Source organism: Streptomyces sp. NPDC056452, assembly GCF_042796085.1.
In the GTDB taxonomy this organism is placed as follows: domain Bacteria; phylum Actinomycetota; class Actinomycetes; order Streptomycetales; family Streptomycetaceae; genus Streptomyces.
On record NZ_JBHTRI010000021.1, the window covers coordinates 1 to 20,488 of the forward strand.

At 65.8% G+C, this 20,488-nt stretch carries 21 protein-coding genes, 1 tRNA gene and 4 pseudogenes; 10 read left to right on the plus strand and 16 right to left on the minus strand.

All coding sequences use genetic code 11. The features are described 5' to 3' along the window. Nucleotides 1-690: 690 nt before the first annotated feature. The 6 genes from ACFQ6X_RS20835 to ACFQ6X_RS20860 form a co-directional block, all read right to left on the minus strand. Entirely contained in the window at nucleotides 691-1,614 is a 924-nt protein-coding gene (locus ACFQ6X_RS20835; protein WP_383183449.1) for an NADP-dependent oxidoreductase, read from the minus strand. Between the two features lie 106 nt (nucleotides 1,615-1,720). Continuing rightward, entirely contained in the window at nucleotides 1,721-2,116 is a 396-nt protein-coding gene (locus ACFQ6X_RS20840; RefSeq protein ID WP_362849767.1) for a MerR family transcriptional regulator, read from the minus strand. A gap of 673 nt (nucleotides 2,117-2,789) precedes the next feature. Next, entirely contained in the window at nucleotides 2,790-3,131 is a 342-nt protein-coding gene (locus ACFQ6X_RS20845) for a hypothetical protein (protein WP_383183451.1), read from the minus strand. 244 nt (nucleotides 3,132-3,375) lie between these two features. Then, nucleotides 3,376-3,714: a hypothetical protein gene (locus ACFQ6X_RS20850; protein WP_383183453.1), complete on the minus strand. Its 339-nt coding sequence runs from the start codon at nucleotides 3,712-3,714 to the stop codon at nucleotides 3,376-3,378. 436 nt (nucleotides 3,715-4,150) lie between these two features. Beyond that, nucleotides 4,151-4,498: a hypothetical protein gene (locus ACFQ6X_RS20855; protein ID WP_383183455.1), complete on the minus strand. Its 348-nt coding sequence runs from the start codon at nucleotides 4,496-4,498 to the stop codon at nucleotides 4,151-4,153. After that, nucleotides 4,482-4,688, minus strand: coding sequence for a hypothetical protein (locus tag ACFQ6X_RS20860; RefSeq protein WP_383183457.1), 207 nt, complete (start codon nucleotides 4,686-4,688; stop codon nucleotides 4,482-4,484). The genes ACFQ6X_RS20855 and ACFQ6X_RS20860 overlap by 17 nt, the downstream gene beginning before the upstream one ends. Nucleotides 4,689-5,257: 569 nt before the next feature. Here ACFQ6X_RS20860 and ACFQ6X_RS20865 point away from each other — a divergent pair. Next, a complete protein-coding gene (locus ACFQ6X_RS20865) occupies nucleotides 5,258-6,517 on the plus strand; it encodes a serine hydrolase domain-containing protein (RefSeq protein WP_383183459.1) in 1,260 nt (419 codons plus the stop codon). A 111-nt stretch (nucleotides 6,518-6,628) separates the two neighbouring features. On the opposite strand, the pseudogene cutA reads toward ACFQ6X_RS20865, so the two are convergent. Next, nucleotides 6,629-6,942 (minus strand): annotated as a pseudogene (gene cutA / locus ACFQ6X_RS20870) (divalent-cation tolerance protein CutA); the annotation flags it as partial. A gap of 620 nt (nucleotides 6,943-7,562) precedes the next feature. Between cutA and ACFQ6X_RS20875 the strand changes: the two are divergent. Continuing rightward, complete coding sequence (locus ACFQ6X_RS20875; protein ID WP_383183727.1) at nucleotides 7,563-7,868, plus strand: DUF6207 family protein; 306 nt, start codon at nucleotides 7,563-7,565, stop codon at nucleotides 7,866-7,868. Here the strand turns inward: ACFQ6X_RS20875 and ACFQ6X_RS20880 are convergent. The 3 genes and pseudogenes from ACFQ6X_RS20880 to ACFQ6X_RS20890 form a co-directional block, all read right to left on the minus strand. Beyond that, nucleotides 7,850-8,140, minus strand: a pseudogene (locus tag ACFQ6X_RS20880) (HNH endonuclease); the annotation flags it as partial. The gene ACFQ6X_RS20875 and the pseudogene ACFQ6X_RS20880 overlap by 19 nt on opposite strands. Before the next feature lie 155 nt (nucleotides 8,141-8,295). Then, nucleotides 8,296-9,150 (minus strand): hypothetical protein, encoded by an 855-nt coding sequence (locus ACFQ6X_RS20885; protein WP_383183461.1) that lies wholly within the window; start codon nucleotides 9,148-9,150, stop codon nucleotides 8,296-8,298. 191 nt (nucleotides 9,151-9,341) lie between these two features. Continuing rightward, the gene (locus tag ACFQ6X_RS20890; protein WP_383183463.1) at nucleotides 9,342-9,716 is read right to left on the minus strand and encodes a hypothetical protein; all 375 of its coding nucleotides are present in this window, start codon (nucleotides 9,714-9,716) and stop codon (nucleotides 9,342-9,344) included. A 125-nt stretch (nucleotides 9,717-9,841) separates the two neighbouring features. Here ACFQ6X_RS20890 and ACFQ6X_RS20895 point away from each other — a divergent pair, with 125 nt between their 5' ends. Next, nucleotides 9,842-10,552 (plus strand): hypothetical protein, encoded by a 711-nt coding sequence (locus tag ACFQ6X_RS20895; RefSeq protein ID WP_383183464.1) that lies wholly within the window; start codon nucleotides 9,842-9,844, stop codon nucleotides 10,550-10,552. Nucleotides 10,553-10,619: 67 nt separating this feature from the next. Next, nucleotides 10,620-11,523: pseudogene (locus ACFQ6X_RS20900) on the plus strand (transposase family protein). A 641-nt stretch (nucleotides 11,524-12,164) separates the two neighbouring features. On the opposite strand, the gene ACFQ6X_RS20905 reads toward ACFQ6X_RS20900, so the two are convergent. Then, nucleotides 12,165-12,302 (minus strand): hypothetical protein, encoded by a 138-nt coding sequence (locus tag ACFQ6X_RS20905; RefSeq protein ID WP_383183466.1) that lies wholly within the window; start codon nucleotides 12,300-12,302, stop codon nucleotides 12,165-12,167. 141 nt (nucleotides 12,303-12,443) lie between these two features. On the opposite strand from ACFQ6X_RS20905, the gene ACFQ6X_RS20910 reads away from it, so the two are divergent. After that, complete coding sequence (locus tag ACFQ6X_RS20910; protein ID WP_383183468.1) at nucleotides 12,444-13,004, plus strand: hypothetical protein; 561 nt, start codon at nucleotides 12,444-12,446, stop codon at nucleotides 13,002-13,004. A 277-nt stretch (nucleotides 13,005-13,281) separates the two neighbouring features. On the opposite strand, the gene ACFQ6X_RS20915 is transcribed toward ACFQ6X_RS20910, so the two are convergent. Further along, nucleotides 13,282-14,016: a DUF6193 family natural product biosynthesis protein gene (locus ACFQ6X_RS20915; RefSeq protein ID WP_383183470.1), complete on the minus strand. Its 735-nt coding sequence runs from the start codon at nucleotides 14,014-14,016 to the stop codon at nucleotides 13,282-13,284. 96 nt (nucleotides 14,017-14,112) lie between these two features. Between ACFQ6X_RS20915 and ACFQ6X_RS20920 the strand changes: the two are divergent. Beyond that, nucleotides 14,113-14,301, plus strand: a pseudogene (locus ACFQ6X_RS20920) (ATP-binding protein); the annotation flags it as partial. An 18-nt stretch (nucleotides 14,302-14,319) separates the two neighbouring features. On the opposite strand, the gene ACFQ6X_RS20925 reads toward ACFQ6X_RS20920, so the two are convergent. Then, complete coding sequence (locus ACFQ6X_RS20925) at nucleotides 14,320-14,844, minus strand: S1 RNA-binding domain-containing protein (protein ID WP_383183472.1); 525 nt, start codon at nucleotides 14,842-14,844, stop codon at nucleotides 14,320-14,322. Nucleotides 14,845-15,231: 387 nt separating this feature from the next. Between ACFQ6X_RS20925 and ACFQ6X_RS20930 the strand changes: the two genes are divergently transcribed. The 4 genes from ACFQ6X_RS20930 (at nucleotide 15,232) to ACFQ6X_RS20945 (ending at nucleotide 19,000) form a co-directional block, all read left to right on the plus strand. Next, nucleotides 15,232-16,095 carry an ISL3 family transposase gene (locus tag ACFQ6X_RS20930; RefSeq protein ID WP_383183474.1) on the plus strand — a complete coding sequence of 288 codons (864 nt, stop codon included), beginning with the start codon at nucleotides 15,232-15,234 and terminating at the stop codon, nucleotides 16,093-16,095. Nucleotides 16,096-16,547: 452 nt separating this feature from the next. Then, nucleotides 16,548-17,417: an IS5 family transposase gene (locus ACFQ6X_RS20935; RefSeq protein ID WP_383183476.1), complete on the plus strand. Its 870-nt coding sequence runs from the start codon at nucleotides 16,548-16,550 to the stop codon at nucleotides 17,415-17,417. A gap of 73 nt (nucleotides 17,418-17,490) precedes the next feature. Then, nucleotides 17,491-17,820 carry a hypothetical protein gene (locus ACFQ6X_RS20940; protein WP_383183478.1) on the plus strand — a complete coding sequence of 110 codons (330 nt, stop codon included), beginning with the start codon at nucleotides 17,491-17,493 and terminating at the stop codon, nucleotides 17,818-17,820. 352 nt (nucleotides 17,821-18,172) lie between these two features. Next, nucleotides 18,173-19,000 carry a hypothetical protein gene (locus ACFQ6X_RS20945; RefSeq protein ID WP_383183480.1) on the plus strand — a complete coding sequence of 276 codons (828 nt, stop codon included), beginning with the start codon at nucleotides 18,173-18,175 and terminating at the stop codon, nucleotides 18,998-19,000. A 98-nt stretch (nucleotides 19,001-19,098) separates the two neighbouring features. Here ACFQ6X_RS20945 and ACFQ6X_RS20950 read toward each other — a convergent pair. The 3 genes from ACFQ6X_RS20950 to ACFQ6X_RS20960 all read right to left on the minus strand — a co-directional run bounded on the left by ACFQ6X_RS20950 (nucleotide 19,099) and on the right by ACFQ6X_RS20960 (nucleotide 20,477). After that, a tRNA-Met gene (locus ACFQ6X_RS20950) sits at nucleotides 19,099-19,175 on the minus strand. Between the two features lie 278 nt (nucleotides 19,176-19,453). Further along, nucleotides 19,454-19,636, minus strand: a complete 183-nt coding sequence (locus ACFQ6X_RS20955; RefSeq protein ID WP_383183482.1) for a hypothetical protein — start codon at nucleotides 19,634-19,636, stop codon at nucleotides 19,454-19,456. A 364-nt stretch (nucleotides 19,637-20,000) separates the two neighbouring features. Then, entirely contained in the window at nucleotides 20,001-20,477 is a 477-nt protein-coding gene (locus ACFQ6X_RS20960; RefSeq protein ID WP_383183484.1) for a GNAT family N-acetyltransferase, read from the minus strand. Between the last annotated feature and the right edge of the window lie 11 nt (nucleotides 20,478-20,488).

Sequence of the window (20,488 nt, forward strand, 5' to 3'; positions counted from 1 at the left end):
ACGCGACAAGCTGGCCGCCTCACGCAACCGCTGCCGTTCACCCGGGGGCGGGATCGCAGCGGTCAGCCGGGCCTCCTCAAGAAGCGCTTCCACGCCGATCTCTTCACTCATACCCCGAATATACAGAAATTGGACACAGAATAATGCCCGATTGGCCAACTGTTGGGCATCGGCTGACGAGCCGCCCGCTGGGACGGCATCGACACACCGACGCAGCGAAACGTGGTACCCATCGCCTCGCTCTCCCGCCCCGCAACAGCCGCGCGCCCTGCCGCCAGCCGCGCGCCCTGCCGCCAGCCGCCCGCTGAGCGAACGACGGTCAAGCCGTGACCGGTTGAGTGGTGAGTGGCCGTACCCCCTGTGACCTGCCGTGTGAGTAGCTATGGGGAAGCGCCGCCATGGGTCGGGGAGCCCGCTCGGGGACGCCGAAGAGGCAGACGACCAGACACCCCTCCGCGCAGGGGCCGGGGCCCCACGGGGGAAGGGGCGGGCGCTTGTGGGGTGCGTGGTGCCGCGTTCAGCCGCCCGATGCCGCTCCGGCAGGCGGGTGCACGGCCCACAGACCGGCGTGGGTCGGCGTACGCCTGAACGTGCTCAACCCGTACAGGTGAACGTGCTCAGTTGATGATGCGCTGACCAGGGCTCTCGTGAGCCCACAGACGGTCGACGGCCTGGGCGGCCGAACACTTCTCATGCCACCTTGATGACAACCTTGCCCGCAGTGTGACCGTTTTCGACGGTGGCGAGGGCGGCCAGGGCGTCGGAGAGCGGATGGACCGCAGTGATCACGGGTGCGAGAACTCCGTCGAGGGCCAGCCGGGCCGACCGCTCCAGGCTCTCCCGGTCGAGGCGCCGCTCGACGAAACGCCCACCGAGATCGGGCACAGACATATCACCCACAGCGATGACGTTGCGGGGATCCCGGGCCAGCCGAGCGACCGTCCGCAGCGAGGTGCCTCCGACCAGGTCGACGATCCCGTCGAAGCCGTCTGGAACCAGCTCGCGTGCCGCGGCGACGACGTCCCCGGCGGTGTAGTCGATGAACCGCGCCCCGATGGCCTCGGCCTGCTCGCGCTTGGCGGTACTCCCGGTGCCGATCACACGTAGCTCGCGCCCGACGGCCAGTCGGGCGACAGCGAGGCCGACCCCGCCCCCGACTCCGTTGACCAGGACCGTGGCACCGGCCGGGAGGCCTAGCTGGTCGAGCACGTCCACCGCGGTCGTCCCGGTCACGGGCAGTGTTGCCGCCACGGTCGCGGACAGGCCCGCCGGGATGAGCGCGGTGTTCGGCGCGGACAGCACCGTAGTCTCGGCGTAGGTGCCGCCACCAGTGAGTGCGAAGCCGAAGACCGCGTCACCCACTTCGAGCCCGTCGACGTCCTGGCCCCGGGCGAGAACGGTTCCCGCTGCCTCCATACCCAGCACACGGGGGAACGGACGCCCGCCGTCGAGCCCGGGGACCAGACCCGAGCGCAGCATGTGGTCGAGGGGATTCACGCCGGCCACGTCGACCCGGATCAGTACTTCGCCGCGACCAGGGACGGGATCGGGACGATCGAAGAACTCCTGCACCTCGGGCCCGCCATACCTGCCAAAACCCCACGCCTGCCCCATCTTCTGCCGCCTCCCGTGTGACCGACCCGGTGGTTCCGGGCTCTGCAGCCATCCTCACCTCTCACATCGATGTCAGGGGCAACCTACTGAGATGCAGGTCACAGCATCAGGCCAACCGTGCCGTCGGCTCCGGCGACGTGGACAGCTCCGCCCGGTGCCGGCTGTTGGCTCTGATCAGCACGTCGAGCGCATCCCGGGTCTCGATCAGGTGCGCGATGTCGTCGTCGATCCGGTCGCGCTCGCGCATCATCGCCGTGAACGTCTCCTCGGCGACGCCCAGGTCACCCGGGACGTCCACACACGGCAGCACAGTCGCGATCACTCGGCTGGACATACCCGCGTCGAACAGCTTTCGGATGAGCGACACGCGCTGGACTGCCTCAGCGGAATAGTGACGCTGCCCGGTATCGGAGCGCGAGCTGGTCAGCAGGCCCTGCTCTTCGTAGTACCGCAATGAGCGCGGACTCACGCCCGTGCGTGTGGACAGCTCGCCGATCCGCATTCCTGAGAGCCTACGCTCGCGTACTCCAGGTGCAGACCGCCGGCGAGTCATAGACACCCGCGGACGCCGCCACAGCTGCAGGGTTGTCGTCCCGGTCCCACAACTGAGCACGTTCGTCTGTACGCGCCTGAGCGCTTTTCTCAGTACGCCGACAGCGTGGGTGGTGATGACGCCGTGGTCGCAGTGGCGCACCAGGTGGGTCAGGTCCGGGGACAGTGCGTCGTGGTGCACCACGACGATGTCGGTTCGGATGGTGCGGTGCAGCCTAATCAGCTCCGCCCACCACCCCCATCCGATGCGGTGGGCACGAAGGACCGTCAGCTGACGCACGGCTGCGCCCTCTAAGGCGGTGCGCACCGCGCGCTCCTGTTCGTGTGCGTCGCCCCGGGTGGGGCGTGCCGGAGTCATCCCACGAGGGCCCGGCGATGATGAAGCCCCGGCTGCTGCTGCGCCAGCGCCATCCGCCTCGGACGCCGTCCGCAGCCGTGACAGACACCAGCGCGCCATCCTCGTTCGGCACCCTGACATCGCAGCCCACCGCCGTCGAGCTAACCCGCGAGTCGGTCATCTACCTGTCTTCGGCTCCCTGGAACAGCACGGGCTGGGCCCACGGTCACTACCGCCGCCCGCCTGTTGTCTGACGGGCCGGCACTCGCCGGCCCGTCAGCACCTCTTACATACCTTCCTCCAGTTCGGAGAAATCTCGTTCACTGAGTGCGACGGTAATAACGCGGGTGGGGTTATCGAGGCACTGCCAGCTCTCCGGGTCCGAAAGAACTTCCGGTACATCATCATCAGGGACCTTCTGCCCACTGACATGCGGCGGCGGCCACTCCAACCCTGCATACAATTGCACGAATTTCAATCGTGCCCACCGCTCGATCAGCTCGGTGAATGCGGGAATCTCTGTCGCCCACACTTCTGGGTCATCAGACTGCGTGCGATCAGCCAGAAGCGCCCAGAGAGGAGACAGTTCCCGGCAGTTCACCAAGAGGCAGTACTCGTCCTCGGTCAATTTCGACCACTCTTTCACTAGACGCTCCTAATCCAGCGCGGGGTTTCCGGCGAGAGGAATGCCCACTGGCTTTTCTGCCCGTCGGTAAGCAGTCCGCGCAGGCAAACGACCTCACCGACACTGATCGCTATGCGCGAACGACCCGTGCAGGTTGAAGGTCAAATTAGAGCACAAATACAATCGAAACCGGATGGGGCATGGCCCAAATGTGCCAGGCCCCACATTGGCTAAACCCGATGCGTTGCTACCCGCTCTTCCGGCGGGCGAGTTCATCACCGTTAGCGGTATTGGAGAGCCAAGCCGAGCTACCGAGTTGTGGCGCCCAGCCGAGCCGGTCCAGGTCCGCGGTCACTCGGCGAACCTGCTCATCTACATCTCCGGTCCATGCCACAAAGCCCGTTTCCATCAATTCACCGACCTCGATGAGACCGCTCGAGAGCGCGTACCGCAGTAGCTCAACGAGGCGGTCCTGCCGTGCACGACCTGCCGGATATTCATCTGCGGCCCAAAGCAGCTGATCGATGGGTACCCAATCGTCGAGACCTTCGATAAGAACGCCTTCGAGGGCTTCCATCTCATTCATCAGGAAGGTGCACCTTCAAATGCCTTGCCGCCGGATCCAGGCAAGATGTCAATTGTCGCGCCGCCCGACCTGGACGCGTTCCGCCACTGCATCGTGGTACCGTCCTCGAATTTGTACACATCCGGAATCTTAGGTCCGCGTGCCGGCAATCTCTGCGCTCCCTGAGTCCAGCCATCGAACATGTCGCGCATCTCCTTCTCTGTGGAGATCTACCGGACGTGCCCCTGCTACCCTGCCGCAAGCTTACCGAAGTCATCCGACCAGGACTTCCGGGCGTCGGATCCTGCATCGGCGGCTTTCTCAATCGGTGCCCTTGCGCTTGAAGCACTCCGGCGAAAATACAGGGGCCCGACTCGGTCGAGTCGGGCCCCTGTGGGAAATCATGCGGCGGAAGCAGCCGATCGCCCGCTATTGTCCAGTCATTGTTGCTCTCACCTCACATCCCTTCGTCCAGTTCAGTGATATCGCGGTCTCCAACCGTTACGGCGGTGTAGCGAGATGGGTTTTCCTCGTACTGCCAACTGGTGGGGTCGGCCAGCACTCCGTCCACCTCATCAGGCGGGACCTCGCTTGTGCTGAGATCGACTGGCCAATCAGCTCCCTGGCACAGCTTCACAAATCCAAGCTGGACCCATTGCGAGATGAGATCTCGAAACGCGGGGATATGTGACTTCCAGATCTCTTCGTCTTCGCTTTGAGAACGATCGGACAGGAGCATCCATAGATAGGAACCCTCCCGAGCGTTGACGTGAAGGCAATATTCGTCGTCAGTCCATTCTTTCACGCCAACCACCTAATCCAGTGTCGGTCACCGTCTTGCCGGAGCCACTGCGGATGAGGAGTTCGCCGTTGGCGTCGTACAGGTAGTCGGTTGTCTTGCTGCCCTCGGTGAGGTTGGCCAACTCACCCTCGACATTCCAGGTCAGGGTTTGCGCGCCGACCGGACCGGGGCGGGTCGTGGTGTTGCCGGACACGTCATAGGTGTAGCTCTTGGTGGTGCTCCCGGTGGTGGTGGTCTTCAGGGTGTGGGGCCAGCCAGCGCTGACCGACCAGCAGGCAGGGAAGCTTTCCCGCAGGAAGTGGAAGCCACCGCAGCGAGCACGCCGATCGTGATCGGCAGCGGCCGTTCAAGCGCTCCATTACGTCTCGGGGCCGGCAGTGGGGTGAAGGGCGGCGAGTCAGCTTCTCGGTAACAGCTAGAGCTGGCCAGCCTCCGCCCGAGCCGGCAGGAAAGCCCACCCAGTCCGCCTCGCGTGCCGGGGCGGGCCCGCCTCGCCACCCGCCACCGCGCGCTCCGCCCGGTGAAGAACGGCTTGCGGCTCCAACCGGCTGCTAGCCCGTCCGAGCCGCGGTTGCCTGCCGATGAGTACACCGCTTTAAGCTCCACCTGGCCGTAGAGAGCCGCCGGGCGGAGCCGGACTGTCCGTGTGCTGTACCCCTTGTGTTTGGAACCGTTCCGGCTGTCCGGGACTCCCCTTCCATGGTGCCCCATGGTCGATCACTGTCGTGGTGCCGTACCGATCCAGCCTAGGAAGAACCGAGGATGACTGTGCCCCTGTTGTCACACCGACGTCTGACCGTGAGTACCGCTTTGATCGCCGCTCTCGCCGGTGGTCTCGCTCCCGCCACCAGCGCGTCCGCAGCCCCGGCCGCCACCCAAGCCCAGGCGCCCGCGCCCGATATGGTCGGCGTCGTCGCCGCACTTGAGTCCACGATGGCCAACAGGGCGCCGGGCGCGATGGCCCGCTACTCCGGTCCGGACGGGGTCAAGGAAAGGGCTGTCGGGGTCCGTGACCGGGAGTCCGGCGCGGCGATGGACACTAAGGCGCGGTTCCGGATCGGCAGTGTCAGCAAGACGTTCTCCAGCGTCGTGCTGCTCCAGCTGGTGGAAGAGGGACGGCTGAAGCTGGACGCGCCCGTCAACGCCTATCTCGAAGGGCTGCTGCCCGACGACCGGATCACGGTCCGTCATCTCCTCACCCATCGCAGTGGCTTGGCCGACTACACCAACGCCATGTTCAACCAGACCGTGCCAGGCTTCGAGGCCGTACGAAACCGGGTGTTCAGCCACCAGGAGCTGGTCGAGCTCTCCCTCGCCGAACCCCGGACCACCGAGCCCGGCGCCGCGTACAAGTACTCGAACGCCAACTTCGTCGTCGTCGGCATGCTGATCGAGAAGCTGACCGGGCGCCCGGTGGCCGACGCCTACCAGCGACGCATCATCAAGCCGCTGGGGCTGCGCAAGACCGCGTACGTCCACCCCGACACGCGCATCAAGGGCACCCACGTGCGCGGCTACCTGCACCCCGACGAGGCTGATGCGCCGCTCGTCGACTCCACCGAGCAGACCGTTTCCTGGGCACAGTCCGCCGGCGCCGTCATCTCCAGCCCCGCCGACCTCAACACCTTCACCAGCGCCCTGATGCGCGGCCGGCTGTTGTCCCCAGCGACGCTGGAGGCGATGACCACGGTGACGCCGACGGACGCCACCAACACCCGGTTCTACGGCCTCGGTCTGCGCCGCTACGACCTGACGTGCGGCACCCAGGTGTACGGCCACACCGGCACCGTCCAAGGCTTTTACACCTACGCCTTCTCCACCCGCGACGGCCGCCGAAGCCTTTCGGCGCTGGCCAACACCTCCAACCACGGCGCCGCGAACACCGCGCTGGGCGGCACCCTGGAAGCCGCCTTCTGCGGCAAGCAGCCGACACCCGTCTCGACCGCCCGCTCCACGGCACCCTCCGCCTCCCCTGACCACGCACCGCAGCCCGCCGAGCGTGACCTGCCCGAGCGCTACTGAGGTCTGGCACGACCGGCCGACCCACCCCGCGGGTCGGCCGGTCCAACAGGGCACCACTCTGCTTGACCACGGCCAGCACCCCCGCGACCACGGAGAATGCCTGCAGGCCCCTTCCACGGAGTCACTGATCCACTTCAAGCACCCGTCGGCGCCTGCAGTGATCGGCACGGCACACACCTCCGGGTTGTCCCAGGGATGGTGCTCCAACAGGTAGGACTCCAGCTCTGGATACCGGTGGACCGTGATCTTGAGGAGAAGTTGCCACTCCTCACCGGTGCCGTACTCCCCCAGGTGCCAGAACACGCTCGTGACCGGCCCGACGACCTGAGCACCAGCAGAAGCCGCTGCTGGACCGCCGGGCCCGCAAGCGCTACCGCCTGCTCTTTCGTCTCCGTGGCCGTGGACACCTGCACGTAGTCAGTCACGCCGGGGAGCCTAACCAGCCTCGGCGCGCCCCGGACGGGAAGATGGACGAGTATGCTCCCTCGCGTCACTTTTCTGGACGGTCAGTTTGGAAACACAAATCATGCGTCCGCGTGGGATGGATACAAGTTCGTGAGGACGATTTGTTGCTCTCGGAAGATGAAGCCAAAGCGGTTGCCGAAGGGTTCCTCCTTGCCAGCCGCAAGGCTAGTGAGCCAGAACTAGCAATTAATTGGGAGCTCACGAGAGTAAAGGAGGGAACCCTAATCGCCCCATACAACTCCGCCCGCTACTTGGAAACCCGGAATCCGAGGGACCAGTTGTTGGACTGCTGGCCAATCCTGGTAGACATGTCAGCGAGCCAAGTCCGCTTCGCACTCCTGGAGGAGCGGGCATTTTGGCGAATCATGCCAAACGAACGAGCCTGAGATCCTTGCGTCGCGTTGGCGGGCCGCTGTTGCACTGTCGGCGATGTGGGCGTCCGGTCCGCTGGCCGCGGGATCGGGGCTGCCGTCACGGCTGAGGGTCCCTGGCCTGCCGCCGAAGAGTCCGCTGCCGCTCGTACGGACGACAGCGTCCTCTTCGGCAGAACTCCATGGGCACCGCACTCGTCGGTACGGTCATGGAACCGATCGACACACAGCACATCAGCGAGCCCGGCCTCGTCGTTCTCGACATCACCGCGGCCGACGAAAGCACCGCTCTCGCGGCGATGGCCTCACTCGAACAGCACTGGGCCACCTCAGGGGTTGGGCGGGCCCGTTCGACGCGAACCCGGAGAACCTGGTGTCAAGGCACGCATCTACGCAGACACCCGTCGCCGTCCAGAGGCGTCCGCGTGATGCAGCCTCTTCTGGGAGCCCGGTGCGTACCGGCCCGGGCTCCCAGGGTGTCGGGTGCGGTGCGCAGTTATGGGGCGGGGGTGTAGGAGACGACGGTTTTCTCGCAGGGGCCGTCGGCGAATACCTTCAGCGCCTCGAGTTCGGCGGCGTCCGCGGTCAACTGCCAGCGGAGCTTGGTGGCCACCCACTCCCCCACGTACCGGCACTGCGCGTCCGGGGCCGGTGGTAGCCACTCGGCCGGGTCCTGGTCCGACTTCTGCCTGTTCGTACGAGCCGTCACCGCGACCAGCGAAGCCGCCGCACCCTGGTCGTTCGCGTAGGCCTCACACCGGGCGGCCGTCCAGGCGGAGGCACCAGCTGGCGGGGAGCGTCATTCCGCATGTGCGGTATTCCCTCCGACCTCTGCCCTTGGCGCACAGAAGGCGGATGGTCTGCAGCTGGTGTCGCGTTGTGCTGAGGCCGCCAAGGCGTGGGTGCGCCCGGCGCCGGCAAACGCCCAGATGATCAAGCGGGTCAGACGTGAAGGTGCAAGTAGACCAGGAGAGCGTCACCCGGTATGCCTTCCAGGTAACGCTGCACGGCGAGGTTCGACCCGGGCGCGATGTCCGGTGCGTGCGGGCACGCGGCGCGGCCGCCGCAGGCGCTGTGGATCACTTCCTCGCCTTCCTCGTACCACCAGCCGTCCAGGGTGAGCACATTGGGGAAGTTCGCTCCGTCGCTCCGGGAATGGTCACTGATGAACTCCTCGCGGGAGAGATCATCGACGCTCTTCAGGGGATCCCAGATATCCAGGAAGCTGGGTCCGTATCGGTGGGTGCGGGCTGCACTCTTGAACTCGTCCAGCGCTGACAGGTAGGCGCCAATGAGGGGCTGCGCCTGGTAGCGCTCGCAAGCCGGTGTGAAGGGGTCCGGCTCAGTTTCCATGCGGAACAGGAGGAAGGGCGGGACGTCCATCTCCGCCTTGCTGCGTTCCAGGAACAGCTCGTACGGATGGGGAGCGGGATAGCGGCCGGACAGTTCCCCCCACAGCTCCCACGCTCGGCCGGCCAGGGCGACGGACTCGTCGTAACTCGCGGTGAGGTCGAGCACACCGCGGGGGCCGCCCGCGCAGAAGCCGTGTCGACTGGGCTCGGTCGTGCCATCGTATCGCGGCCGGTCGTGCAGAAGTCGTGAATCCTCTTCGGAGCCGGCCTGGGCAGCGAAGCCGTAGCCCGAAGCACCGCCGCAGATCCGGTAGTAGTCCCAGATGTCGAATTCCGCGCCGGGCCCCTTCGCTCGTTCGAACGGAGCCATCGCCTCCGCGACCGCGTCGTCCACTCGCCCTGCTGCCGAACCCGGCAGGCACACCACTATCGTCATTCCGGCCATGACCTGATCATGCCGCAGCCACGGCAGGCGCCTCCTCCGGTTTTCCCGCACGTCTTCGTCTGCCGACGCGGCCCGACGGACGGCGTCCTAGGCATAGCCGCCAGCCGGCTGGGAGCGTCATTCGAAAGGTGCCGGAGGCCACTCCGACCCCGTATCCGACGGCGGATGTGTGTCCGTCCGTCCGCAGACGTCTATGGCAAAGCATCCACCTTGCGGATGAGTTCTGCTGGGGTCGTGTCGGGGGTCATCGCCAGGTCGAAGTTGTAGCCCTGATCGCAGAAGATCATTTCGATGGACCCTGGTACGTAGTGGCGAAATACGCAGGCGATCTGGGCAGCGTCGGCGAGGGCGGCATCGATGTAGAGGCACGTGCCGTCCGTGTGCAGGCAGGCCTCAGCTGGACCGCTGGACGTCCAGAAGCTCCATGTGAAGCCCCGAACTTCACTACGAATGGTCGGATCGGTGATCGTGTCGGCCCAGATGTCTTGAAGCGCGGGAGTAAGGGCTGAGGGTTCGATCCGCCAGGTGGTGCGGGAGTCGTCGAAGAGAGCCAGGTACGTCGCCATGCTGGATGTCTACCAGGCTGGGCGAATCGCGATGTCAGTCGTGTTCGTATCGCCGCGCCTAAAGGGGTGTCCCGCTATTGGCGGCGGCCGGAGGGCCGAGCGGAGCGGACCGTCATACTCAGTGCGTGACGACCATCGATGTTGAAGGTCCCCTGCCCGACCCCTGGGAACTGGTGGAGGGAACCGACTGGGCCTCGCTGGAGCATGCCTATGGATCGGCCGAAGGGGCAGCTCCCGTGATGGGCGGGCTGCTTGCGGCGGACCTCGACACTCAGGTCAGGGCGATGCGTTACATCGAGGACCCGGTTCACCACCAGAACACGATCTACTCAGCCACAGTGCCTGCGGCGCTTTACGTGGCAGCATCCCTCAGCGAGCCTCGCACAGACACCATGCTTCCCCGCGAGCAAGGGGAGTGTCCGCTCCGCGCGACCATGCTGGACTGGTTGGAGTCTGTCGCAAGCGCGGTAGGCAAGGACGCCGAGGCGATCCGAGAACGATTGGGCTTCTCTTGGGATCCGGCGTCCGTCCAGATTCGGGCGCTGCGGCCCGCGCTCTTCCGGGCTGTGTCCCCCTTCTTGCACGACCTTGACCCCGCCGTCCACGAAGCGGCGATCGCTGCGGCTGTCTCACTGCTGGATGCCCCGGAGCTGGTCCAGTATCGGGCGACTCTTGTTCCGCTGGTGCGTGAAGTCCTGGCCGTCAGCGCCGAGCGGTCGTATCGCTCCATTGCAGTCAACGGCCTTCAAGCCTGGGGAGAAGACACTAGATATCTACAGGCCGTGGAGAACGAGGATCCTTGGGCTGCCGGCTGCAGCAGAGAGATGCCGTTCTGACACACGGGCTTTCCAGAAGGAAGGTCTATTCACCTTCGAGCCCGTAGCCAGCTGCCATGATCGCATCGTGACTGGTGTGATCACGGCCTTGGAGCCCTCCTGGATAGCCCCGTTCACTGGGCTGAGCCCACGTTGCTTCGGCAAGTTGGTGACCTCGCTGCGCCGCGATGAGGTGCGGCGCGGACGACCGTGGAGTCTGCCACTGGAGGACCGCTTGCTGGTCGCAGCCTATTGGCGCACGAACTTGACTCTGCGCCAGCTCGCTCCCCTCTTCGGTGTCTCCAAGTCCGCCGCCGACCGAATTATCGACCATCTCGGCCCCAAGCTGGCGCTCTACCCCCGCCAGCGGTTCCGCAAGGGCACAGTGCTCATCGTGGACGGCACTCTGGTGCCCACCCGCGATCACTCGCTGGCCGAGCAGTCGAAGACATCTCATGTCGCCGGCAGGTCAAGTAGGCGGTCAGGCGGCGAGCCCCAGGGGTGCCGCGAAGGCACGATCAGGGTCGAATGGCGTGCGGCGTTGTAGGCAGTGGTAGAGGCAGCCGAGCAGTTTGTTGAACAGGTTTCTGAGAGCTGCCGTATGGCGCTCTCCACCAGCGCGCCGTCGGTCATAGTGGGCGCGTGGAGCCTGCGTGCGAAGGGCTGCGAAGGCCCACATGTGCCCGGCTGAGGCCAGCCGCTGGTTCTTGACGGTCCGTGCCACTACGACGTGGCTTCGCCCGGAGGCCCGCGTGACAGCGGGTTGGTGATGCCGCACCGTCGCCGCAAGGGCGAGGAACTGCCCGCCTGGAAACAGGACCACAACAAGTCCCACAAGCAAGTCCCACAAGCAAGTCCGGGCCCGCGTTGAGCACGCCTTCGCCCGGATGAAGACCTGGAAGATCCTGCGCGACTGCCGCCTCAAAGGTGACGGCGTCCACCACGCCATGCTCGGCATCGCCCGCCTGCACAACCTCACCCTCGCCGGATGACGAAGAAACAGACAGGTCAGCGAACACTTCGCAGATCATTTACGGGACAGCCCTTAGCTCGGCGTGGTCCTCGTTCTGCACCTCCACGGTGCACGCCTCGGGGTGCTTGCGCAGGATCATGTGACCGTAGACGATCTCCCACCGACGCTCACGCCCCTGTTCAGCGTGAGCGTCCCGCACGCAGCCCGTGTCTGCCCGCTGACCTGCAACTTCAGGTTGAAACGATCCCCGTGGGCTACTCGACGGTCTCGAAGCCGAGCCCTCAGCAGCCCGCCCGGCTGGCATCACCGCGACTTCAGGTCTGCCGAGAAGAGGAACATCCAGCCGGATTGAACTCAGGGCTCAGGACCCATACCTGGCCGGGGTCGGCGAGGAGGAACGGGTCGCCGTCACGAACGCCGTCGCAGACCAGCTGGAAGGCGACGGGCTCTGGGGGCAAGTCGTTGGCGATGAACTCGCGGACCAGGGCGCCGATGCACTGGGCGGCGCTTTCGGGGCTGCTGATGAGTCCGTCGAGGGGAAGTGAGGAGGGCTGCGTTGTGAGGCTCCTCAGGAGCGTGCAAGGGTAAGGGCGCCCCGAGGTGTCCGGCTGGCCACATGGCTGGTGACGGAACGGATCACCTCGGGGCATTGCTGTGCCGTCAGGCGTGGACGTCGTCGCCCTTGCTTATGGGCTGGACATCGGAGGCGAACCTGCCGACGCGGGCCTCGGCCGGGTGCTCGGCGATCCACCCCTCGGCGCATGTTTTGTGTACGGGCTCGCGGTGATTGGAGCGCATCTCTTCCGGACTACGGAGACGATCAGAGTGCGGCTCCTTCAATGAGATCGGCCCGCCAAGTGAGGCTGGTGGTTATGTCAGTGCAGAGGGAGTCAGAGATACTAAGAGGCAGTGCGGAAGCGGTGGTTGATGCGGGGAGGCATGATGGACTCGGCCGTGGCGGGCCTGCTGGCTGCGGTTGTGGGCGTGGGCGGCACGCTGGGTTCGGCGTGGCTGACCCAGCGCCGCGCAGATGCCTCCCGCCGTGAAGAGTGGAAACTCCTCGAACGCACCCGCCGTGACGAACTCGCCGCCCAACAGTTGGAGTCGAGCCAGGAAGCCAGGAAGTTGGCGTACACGAAGTTCAACGCCGCCGCCCGTCACTACCTGGCGACCCTGAATGATCACAGGCACGTACTGCGCATCGGGTACGACCCGCGGGAGTCGCTGGCCTTGGTTGAGACAGCCCGCGTTGAATACCGCCAGCAGTACGCTGAAGCCCAGATGATCGTGCCGGACACAGTGCTGGAGGAGGTGAGACGGGTCGACATCGGCCTGGGCTCGGTCTACGGGACCTTGGCCCGCCTCAGTCAAAACACGGCGCGCGATGGCGACGACGTCGAAACCGTACGGGACGAGATCACACAGGGCTGGCGAGACTTATCCAGAATGCGCGCCACGATGCGTACGGATCTGGGAGTGACGAGGCCGTCTCACCAGTGAGCACAGTTCCCTCTCAGATCCGTGGACCGGGGTCCACCCGTTCCCGGACGAGGTGGCAGTGCTTGGTCGCGGGGACGACTGGGATGCCAAGGTCGACCAGTTGCGGCCAGCCATCGGTGGGCCTTCGGCCAGGGCAGAGGCGGATCCAGATGAACGCCTCCGGGCTGGCCGGCGGCCACTGCTCAGCGAGCGTGCCCTTGCGCACGACGCGCACAAGCTGGTCGCCCCCGTCGAGCATGGCCAGACTTGCTCACCTAAATTCCCCACCCCGTGAGCTTCAAGGCCTTGAGACAGCATCGTCCGGAAGTCCCGCAATGATGGCCGCGACGGCCTCTGCCGCACTGTCCAGCTCTTGCAGCCGGCCGTCGGAGAATCGCACCTGGTAGCCACCATTTCTGAGCGGCATGGCCGCCGGCAGGTCATGGCAGATGGGCGGCGCGGCCCGGCGGCTGAAAGTGACCCAGTACATGCTCCGCCCCGGCGACAGGACCCGAAGCCGCTCCTGTTCGAAGGCGGCCTCGACGAGCTCGTGGAGCGCGGTGTCCGGCTTGCGCGCGGCGGCCTCGCGTAGCTGGCGCCATCGCACTGGAATAGCCTCTCCACGCTCATGGGCCTCGGCCAGCTCCCAGGTCCGCAGGAAGGGCCACTGGGCGACGAGTCCCCGGACCCCGGGATCCTGCAGCCACGAATGCAACGCCCCGACAACCGCGGACAAGTCCAGGGTGCTGCCGGTGGCCATGCGGACATCGTTGGTCCAGCAGTCGACGACGAAGCTGCGTTCGCTCTGTGCCATCAGTACATTCGCCGAGTGGCCGTCGGCTTCCACCCGTGCGGCCACCTGGCGCCAGCCTGGTGAGGATGTCAGCTCGACCGCAAGCCCGTAGCCTGCACGATCGGCCACCGCCTGCAGGGCATTCTGCAAGGATCCCGCCCGGACGATCTCGGGGTACAGCGTTAGGTACTCGTGCATCGGATCGTTCGGTGCTGCGTCGCCAGCGAGTTGTTCGGACATACGAGCGAGTCTGCCAGGCTGGCGCATTGGCATCCCCGCTGCCTACGTCCGTAGACCCTGCCCAGTCCTTTGAATACCAAAACCCGAGTGGGGAGCGAAGAGCAAGAGGAAATTTCGGGCTCTGACCGGAGTTCCGTGAGCTGGACCAAGACCTTCACCGCCCCCCGGCTCTACGCGGCTATCGTCGACCGGCTCACCTTCGGCGGCAACATCATCGAAACCGGCACCGACTCCTACCGCCTGTCTCATGCTCGTGCTCAACGGGCGGCTTCGGCAACCTCCTGAACTGCACAGATGCAGATCTCACGGGCGAAGAGACAGCAGAATCTGACGTTTCACAAGGTTGATGGCGACCACCTCTACCGCGACCTCGTCGCCGGCCTGCACGGTGTTTCCCGGGGGATCGGTAGTGTGGCCTGCGATCTCAGGCCACGGGACCAGCCCCACGCAGTGCCTATTGACTCGGACGAACGCGCCGATCTTCACCACCTTCTCCGCACGACCTGCGACGACACGACCAAGTTGCGTGCGCGCGAACTCTGGCAGTGGGTCAGGATAGAGCGCCTTGAGCGACAGCGCGCACCGCTCCCAGCCCAGATCCACGCCCAGGACGACGACGGTCACCTCCTGCCCGATCTCAACGATGTCCGACACCGCATCGGCATGAGCCCAGGTCAACTCGGCCACGCTCACCAGGCCGTCCAAACCCCCGATGTCGACGAACGCACCGAACGGTTTGATCGCTGAAACGACGCCTTTGCAGACCTGGCCCGCCTTCAACCCCTCCAGCTTCGCCCGGCGCGCCTGCTCTCTGGACGACTCTGCCATCCCCACCCCTTCCTGAGCCGCCCAGACTCTCACCCCAGACCCCGGCGAAAGAGACCAACCGCCGCAGGTGGGTCCAAAGCCCATTGCTGATCAAGGTCCGGCAGACCAGATGCTGGGTCCAACTCCCATTGCTAAGTGGGGCCGAGTCGTCCTGGCGAAGAACTCGGCAACATTCCAGAGCCAGCCCAGCATTAGATGATGCCGAAACCCACCGACATCCGTTCTTAGTTCTCGGTTCTGGCACACATTCCGTGAGGACGATCACCGGCGTTCTGCCACGGTGACGTCGCGTCATATGGGACCGTGGTGCGGTGTGATGACCTCAAAGGGGCGCTGTTTCCGCAGTTCAGGGCGGTTTGGGTGGAGCGGGTGTTCACGGAGTGCGGCGTGGTGCACATCGTTGCGAGAACCCTCGATGGCACGGCTTCGTGCCCGGACTGCGAGCTTCCGTCGAGTCATGTGCACAGCCGCTACGAACGCCGGCTGGCCGACACTCCGGTCGGTGACCAGCCGGTGGTGATCGCACTGACCGTGCGGCGGCTGTACTGCGATAACGCCTATTGCGGGCGTCGTACGTTCGTTGAGCAGGTTGCGGGGCTGACGTTCAGGTACGGGAGAAGGACTCCGGCCTCGCGCCGTGTCCTGGCGGTCGTTGCAGTTGCCCTCGCCGGCCGGGCCGGGGCCCGTCTGGCAGCTGTCCTGCAGACGAGGGTGAGCCGGACAACGCTGCTGCGGGCGATCATGGCCGTGCCTGATCCTCTCTGGGCCGTTCCAAAGGTGCTGGGTGTCGATGGCTTCGCCACCCGTCGTGGGCACCACTACGGCACTGTCCTCATCGACTGCGAGACCGGCCGGCCTCTCGACCTTCTGCCCGGCCGCGACGCCTCCACCCTGGCCGGTTGGCTGCGCGAGCATCCCGGCGCCGAGATCATCTGCCGTGACCGGGCCGGCTCCTACGCTGACGGCGCCCGGACCGGTGCCCCGAACGCGATCCAAGTGGCCGACCGCTTCCACCTCTGGCAGAACCTCGGCACCGCCGTCGAAGCCACCGTCAGACTCCACAGCACGTGCCTCAAGACGGCTTTCACCAGCTCAGATGGGCCTACGAGCGATGGCGACAGCGCGGACGCGACGAAGACGATGTCGCCCATCGAATCCCGAAGCAGGGAACGGCACGCGACCATCCATGCCCCGGCTGGCCCAGGGACACGGGATCCGGGAGATCGCCAGGGAACTACACATGGGCGGTAACACCGTCCGCCGTAACGCCCGCACGGAAGTCCCCGAACAGCTGCTGGCCGGAAGGCGCCAGCCCCGGCCCAGCCAGCTCGACCCCTACAAGCCCCACCTCCTTCTGCGCTACTCATCGCTCGCCTTCATGCGGCCGTTGAGAGCACAAGCCCAGACTTTTCTTTTGTTGATGACACTGGCGAATACGGCTCTTTGTTCGAATAGTTATTGCCCAGCCACACTTACCACCCAGCCACCTGACGAGCCGCAAATGAGGGACGTGCCGTTGAATGCTCGCTTCCTGGTGACCGTCTCGAAGAGCACACACTTCTCTTCCTGACGCAGCGTCCAAGGCGCAAGGCGTTGCGGTCAGTTATTCATTGACAATCAATCGTTCGACAGTGAACTCCCACAACTAGGCCGTGTTTTGAAAGATGGCTTCGTTCCCTGCTCTGCATCGCGATGATCGCTGTGTGGGGCGGGGAGATCTTTCAGATGATCAGTGGGCGGTGCTGGGGCCGTTGTTGCCGGTCGCGGTGGTGGGCAGGCCGTCGCTGGGTCGGCGGCGGTTGATCGACGGGATCCGTTGGCGGGTGCGGACGGGTGTTCCGTGGCGGGATCTGCCGGCTGAGTACGGTCCGTGGCAGACGGTCTACGGACTCTTCCGTCGCTGGCAGCGCGGTGGGGTCTGGGCAGCCGTCCTGACCGGACTGCAGGCCCGTGCAGACGCCGCCGGACTGATCACGTGGGACGTGAACGTCGACTCCACGATCTGCCGCGCCCATCAGCACGCGGCCGGCGCCCGGCGCGAAGGCCGAGCCCAGAAGGAATCCCCGGGCGGCCATCGGGCCGAGCCCGACGACCACGGCCTGGGCCGCTCCCCCGGCGGCTGGACCACGAAGATCCACCTGGCCCGCGAGCAGGGGCAGAAACCGTTGTCCGTGCTGGTCACAGCAGGCCAGCGGGGTGACAGTCCGCAGTTCACCGCCGTGCTGGACGCCATCAGGGTTCCCCGCCTCGGGGTGGGTCGGCCGCGGATCCGGCCGTTGCGGATGCGTGGCGACAAGGCGTACTCGTCGCGGGCGAACCGTGCCTACCTGCGTCGGCGCGGGATCCGCTGCACGATCCCGGAACCCGCCGATCAGGCCGGGCACCGCAAGCGCCGGGGACGGGCCGGCGGGCGGCCTCCGACTTTCGACCGCGAGGACTACAAGGGCCGGCACGCGGTCGAGTGCGGCATCAACCGGCTGAAGCGGAACCGGGAGGTGGCCACCCGCTTCGACAAACTCGCCGTGCGCTTCGAAGCGACCGTCCTCATCGCCGCGATCGGCGAATGGCTGTGACCTGACGGACGAGCCGGTCCCGCATGTCATCCTGGCCGCGATCAGGTCAGCGGGGCGAGGGGAGACAGAGCCGATGGGGGCTACGTACTACCGGGCCGAGAGTGAGAGCGGCGACCACGTCGACGACCCGTCCGAGGACATGCTGTTCATGCTGATCGACGACCTCAACGACTCCGACAACACCTTCGTCGTCATCCAGCCCGACGAGGACGACCCGGCCTGGTTCACCTCCGTCGCCGTCCTCGACGAAGGCGGCTACGAGATCGTCCGCCGCGACACCAACCGCCGCGAACACGACGTCCTCACCGAGACCAGCATCGACCGGATCGCTCTTGACCTCACAGTCTGGATGGCCGCCCGCGCATTCCCCAGACGGCCCACCGGGCAAACCAGCCAGATCTAAAACACGACCTAGTCAAGGCGAGCCGATCTGAACGGCGTCGTAGCCAGTCGGCGCCAGTAGATGGGCGGCGGTTACCGTACGCGAGAGCCACGGCTGCCGGACATGAACGACCACTCGGCCGTGTCACCCCGGCCCGTGTCCCGGGCGTGTCAGTGGCCTGCGGCATGATGCGGGAGACGTGACGGCAGATCCGATAGCGATTTCAGAGGCCGTCCCGAACGGGGGCGTTGTGCACAAGCTGGTCTCAGATGGGGTAGGGGTCACGGAGGATCCGCAGCTGCACTACGAGAGGTGGCGGTGGGGCGGAAGACTGCCGAGTGAGTCGCTGCGCCGTGTCCGCGAGAGCAACGTCTTGGGGCTGCTCGACTTCGACAGTGACCTGGTCCACGACCTCGGCGCCGCGGATCCCGACGTCCAGCGTGCCGTGGCGGTGCTCGCCGCTCAGCGGGCCTGCGAGGTGGCGGGCCTGACCGATGTGCCGTGGGTCGCTGGCACGCTCGCCGCGTTGACGCAGGGGCATCCGCTACCGCCCCCTTTCGACGACGCGGCCCGGATGCGGGAGGCTCTGCGGTCCACCCCTCTCGAACCGGGCCCGGATGTTCTCGGGGCAGTACCGCCCCAGCGGCGGCCGTACTTTCCCCAGCCGCCGGCAGGGTTGATGTGGGTCAAGACCGCAGAAGAGAGCGACGGGGAAACGAGCTACGAGCTTGACCGGCTACCGGGCAGCCTGGCACCGATGGTGTTCACCGAGCTCGTGTTCCCTGCCAGCACACCGCAGGTCCGTGGGCCCATCTCACAGCCGCATTTCGCTCTCCCCGCCGTACTCGCTGCTGCCGAACCCGACCCGCTCAAAGCAGCTCTGGATGCGGTGTGGCATGCGCTGAACACGCACGGAGAGCACTACCCGAAGTTGTTGGATGAGATCCGGTCGACCTGGGGCGGGCGGATGTCCGTACCGGATGCAAAGACATGGCCTGCTGATCCGGGCCGACGAGTGCGGAGCGGACGAGGGAGCGTACCGATGGTCAACTACCGGGTGAAGTGGGTACGCGCGCGCGACGGCAAGACCATGGTGTCCACGGTGAGCTACGACCAGCCCAGCGCCGAACACCGCAAGGCAGATCTCGAGGCGGAGGGCGCCACGGACATCAAGATCGTGAAGGTGCGGCCCGGCGAGTAGAACCGCCCGATTCGCATGCACCCGGCCGTCTCCACGGCACACGCGGGCGTTGAATGCGAACAGCCCCCTCGACCTGGTGGTCGAGGGGGCTGTTGCGTTGGTAGCGGGGACAGGATTTGAACCTGCGACCTCTGGGTTATGAGCCCAGCGAGCTACCGAGCTGCTCCACCCCGCGTCGGTGAACACCACCCTACGGCACTGGCCCCACGCTTCCGACCGAGTATCCGGACGGTGAGGCGCTCGCGTTCGACCCGCAGTGTCCCGGGTCCGGCGCACTGTCCCTGACAGTGGTCAGCCCGTACTCCTCGGGAACGGACCAGGGAGTGTCTCGGACTTCCAGGACCGCCCATCCAGCGGACCAAGCTGAAGGGGCGGAGGGCCGCCCGTGAGACAGCCCGTACTGACCCTGCGCACCCGCCCAGATCGGCCCGTGCGCGAGGTGCCGAGGAGTCTTCAAGAGTTGCGGTCCGTCACTGCGGGAGTGTTCTGGGCGGACAGGTCTGCGAGCGCCATGACGGCGGCTTCGCGGACGTAGTCCACGGGGTGTTGTCGGTAAGGCTCGATCATCGGGTAGGCGTCGGGGTTACGGGTGGAGCCGAGAATGCCGAGGGCGTGCTCGAGAAGGGGTGCCGTCATCGTGTGGAGGCACGGTGCCAGCCCGGCGACCAGGTGGAGCGACAGGTCTCTGCATTCGAAGGCCTTACAGATGGAGTTGAGGGCGCTCTCTCGGACGGCGTCGTCTGAGTCCTCGATCGCGGCGGTGAGCAAACATGCTCACAGAAGGGACTGACTCAGCCGCTGCGAGTGTCCATCGACGCGGCTACCTGCAGTCTCAGGAACGTGTCATTTCCTCAGATCAGAGATCGACGAGCATGAGCACTTCGTCGCGATCGTCGCCGGACCCGAAGCGGAGGGCTCCTGGCCAGCGCCCGATCTCCTTCCAGCCGAGGCTTTCGTAGAAGGTCTCCAGCCCTTCTCCAGCGCGTGCGGCCAGGTGCAGCTACTCAAGGCCCATGTCCTCACGGGCGATGCGGTGAGCTTGCTTCGTCAAAGCGCTCCCGATTCCCTGCCCGCGTCTGCTGATGTGGGTTTGAACGTGATTCAGCGTTCCCCAGTGAGCGATGAGGGCGTAGGCGTCTCGGCGAATGCTGAGCCAGCCCACCAGCTCGTCGTCGTCCAGGGCCATCAGGAGGCGGCTGGTTCGGGGGTCGAGGCTTTCGAGGATGTTCTCAAGGGCCGGGGCGGCCTCCCGTTCGTCGATGGGAGGGAACGGGAAGCGGCCGCGCCGCCGGCGTTGGAGACGTCGATCCAGCAGTTGATGAGAGCCTGGCGCCGGTCTTGGTCGATTTCCTGCGCGGTGGTGGCCTGGGCGAAGCGGAGCGGGTGGGAGTGCATGCGGTGAGGATCCCAGCAGCCACTGACAACGGACCTCTCCGTCACTTCCGGTATTTCTTGACCGCACCAGCAACGCTTTCACTCGAATGAGGT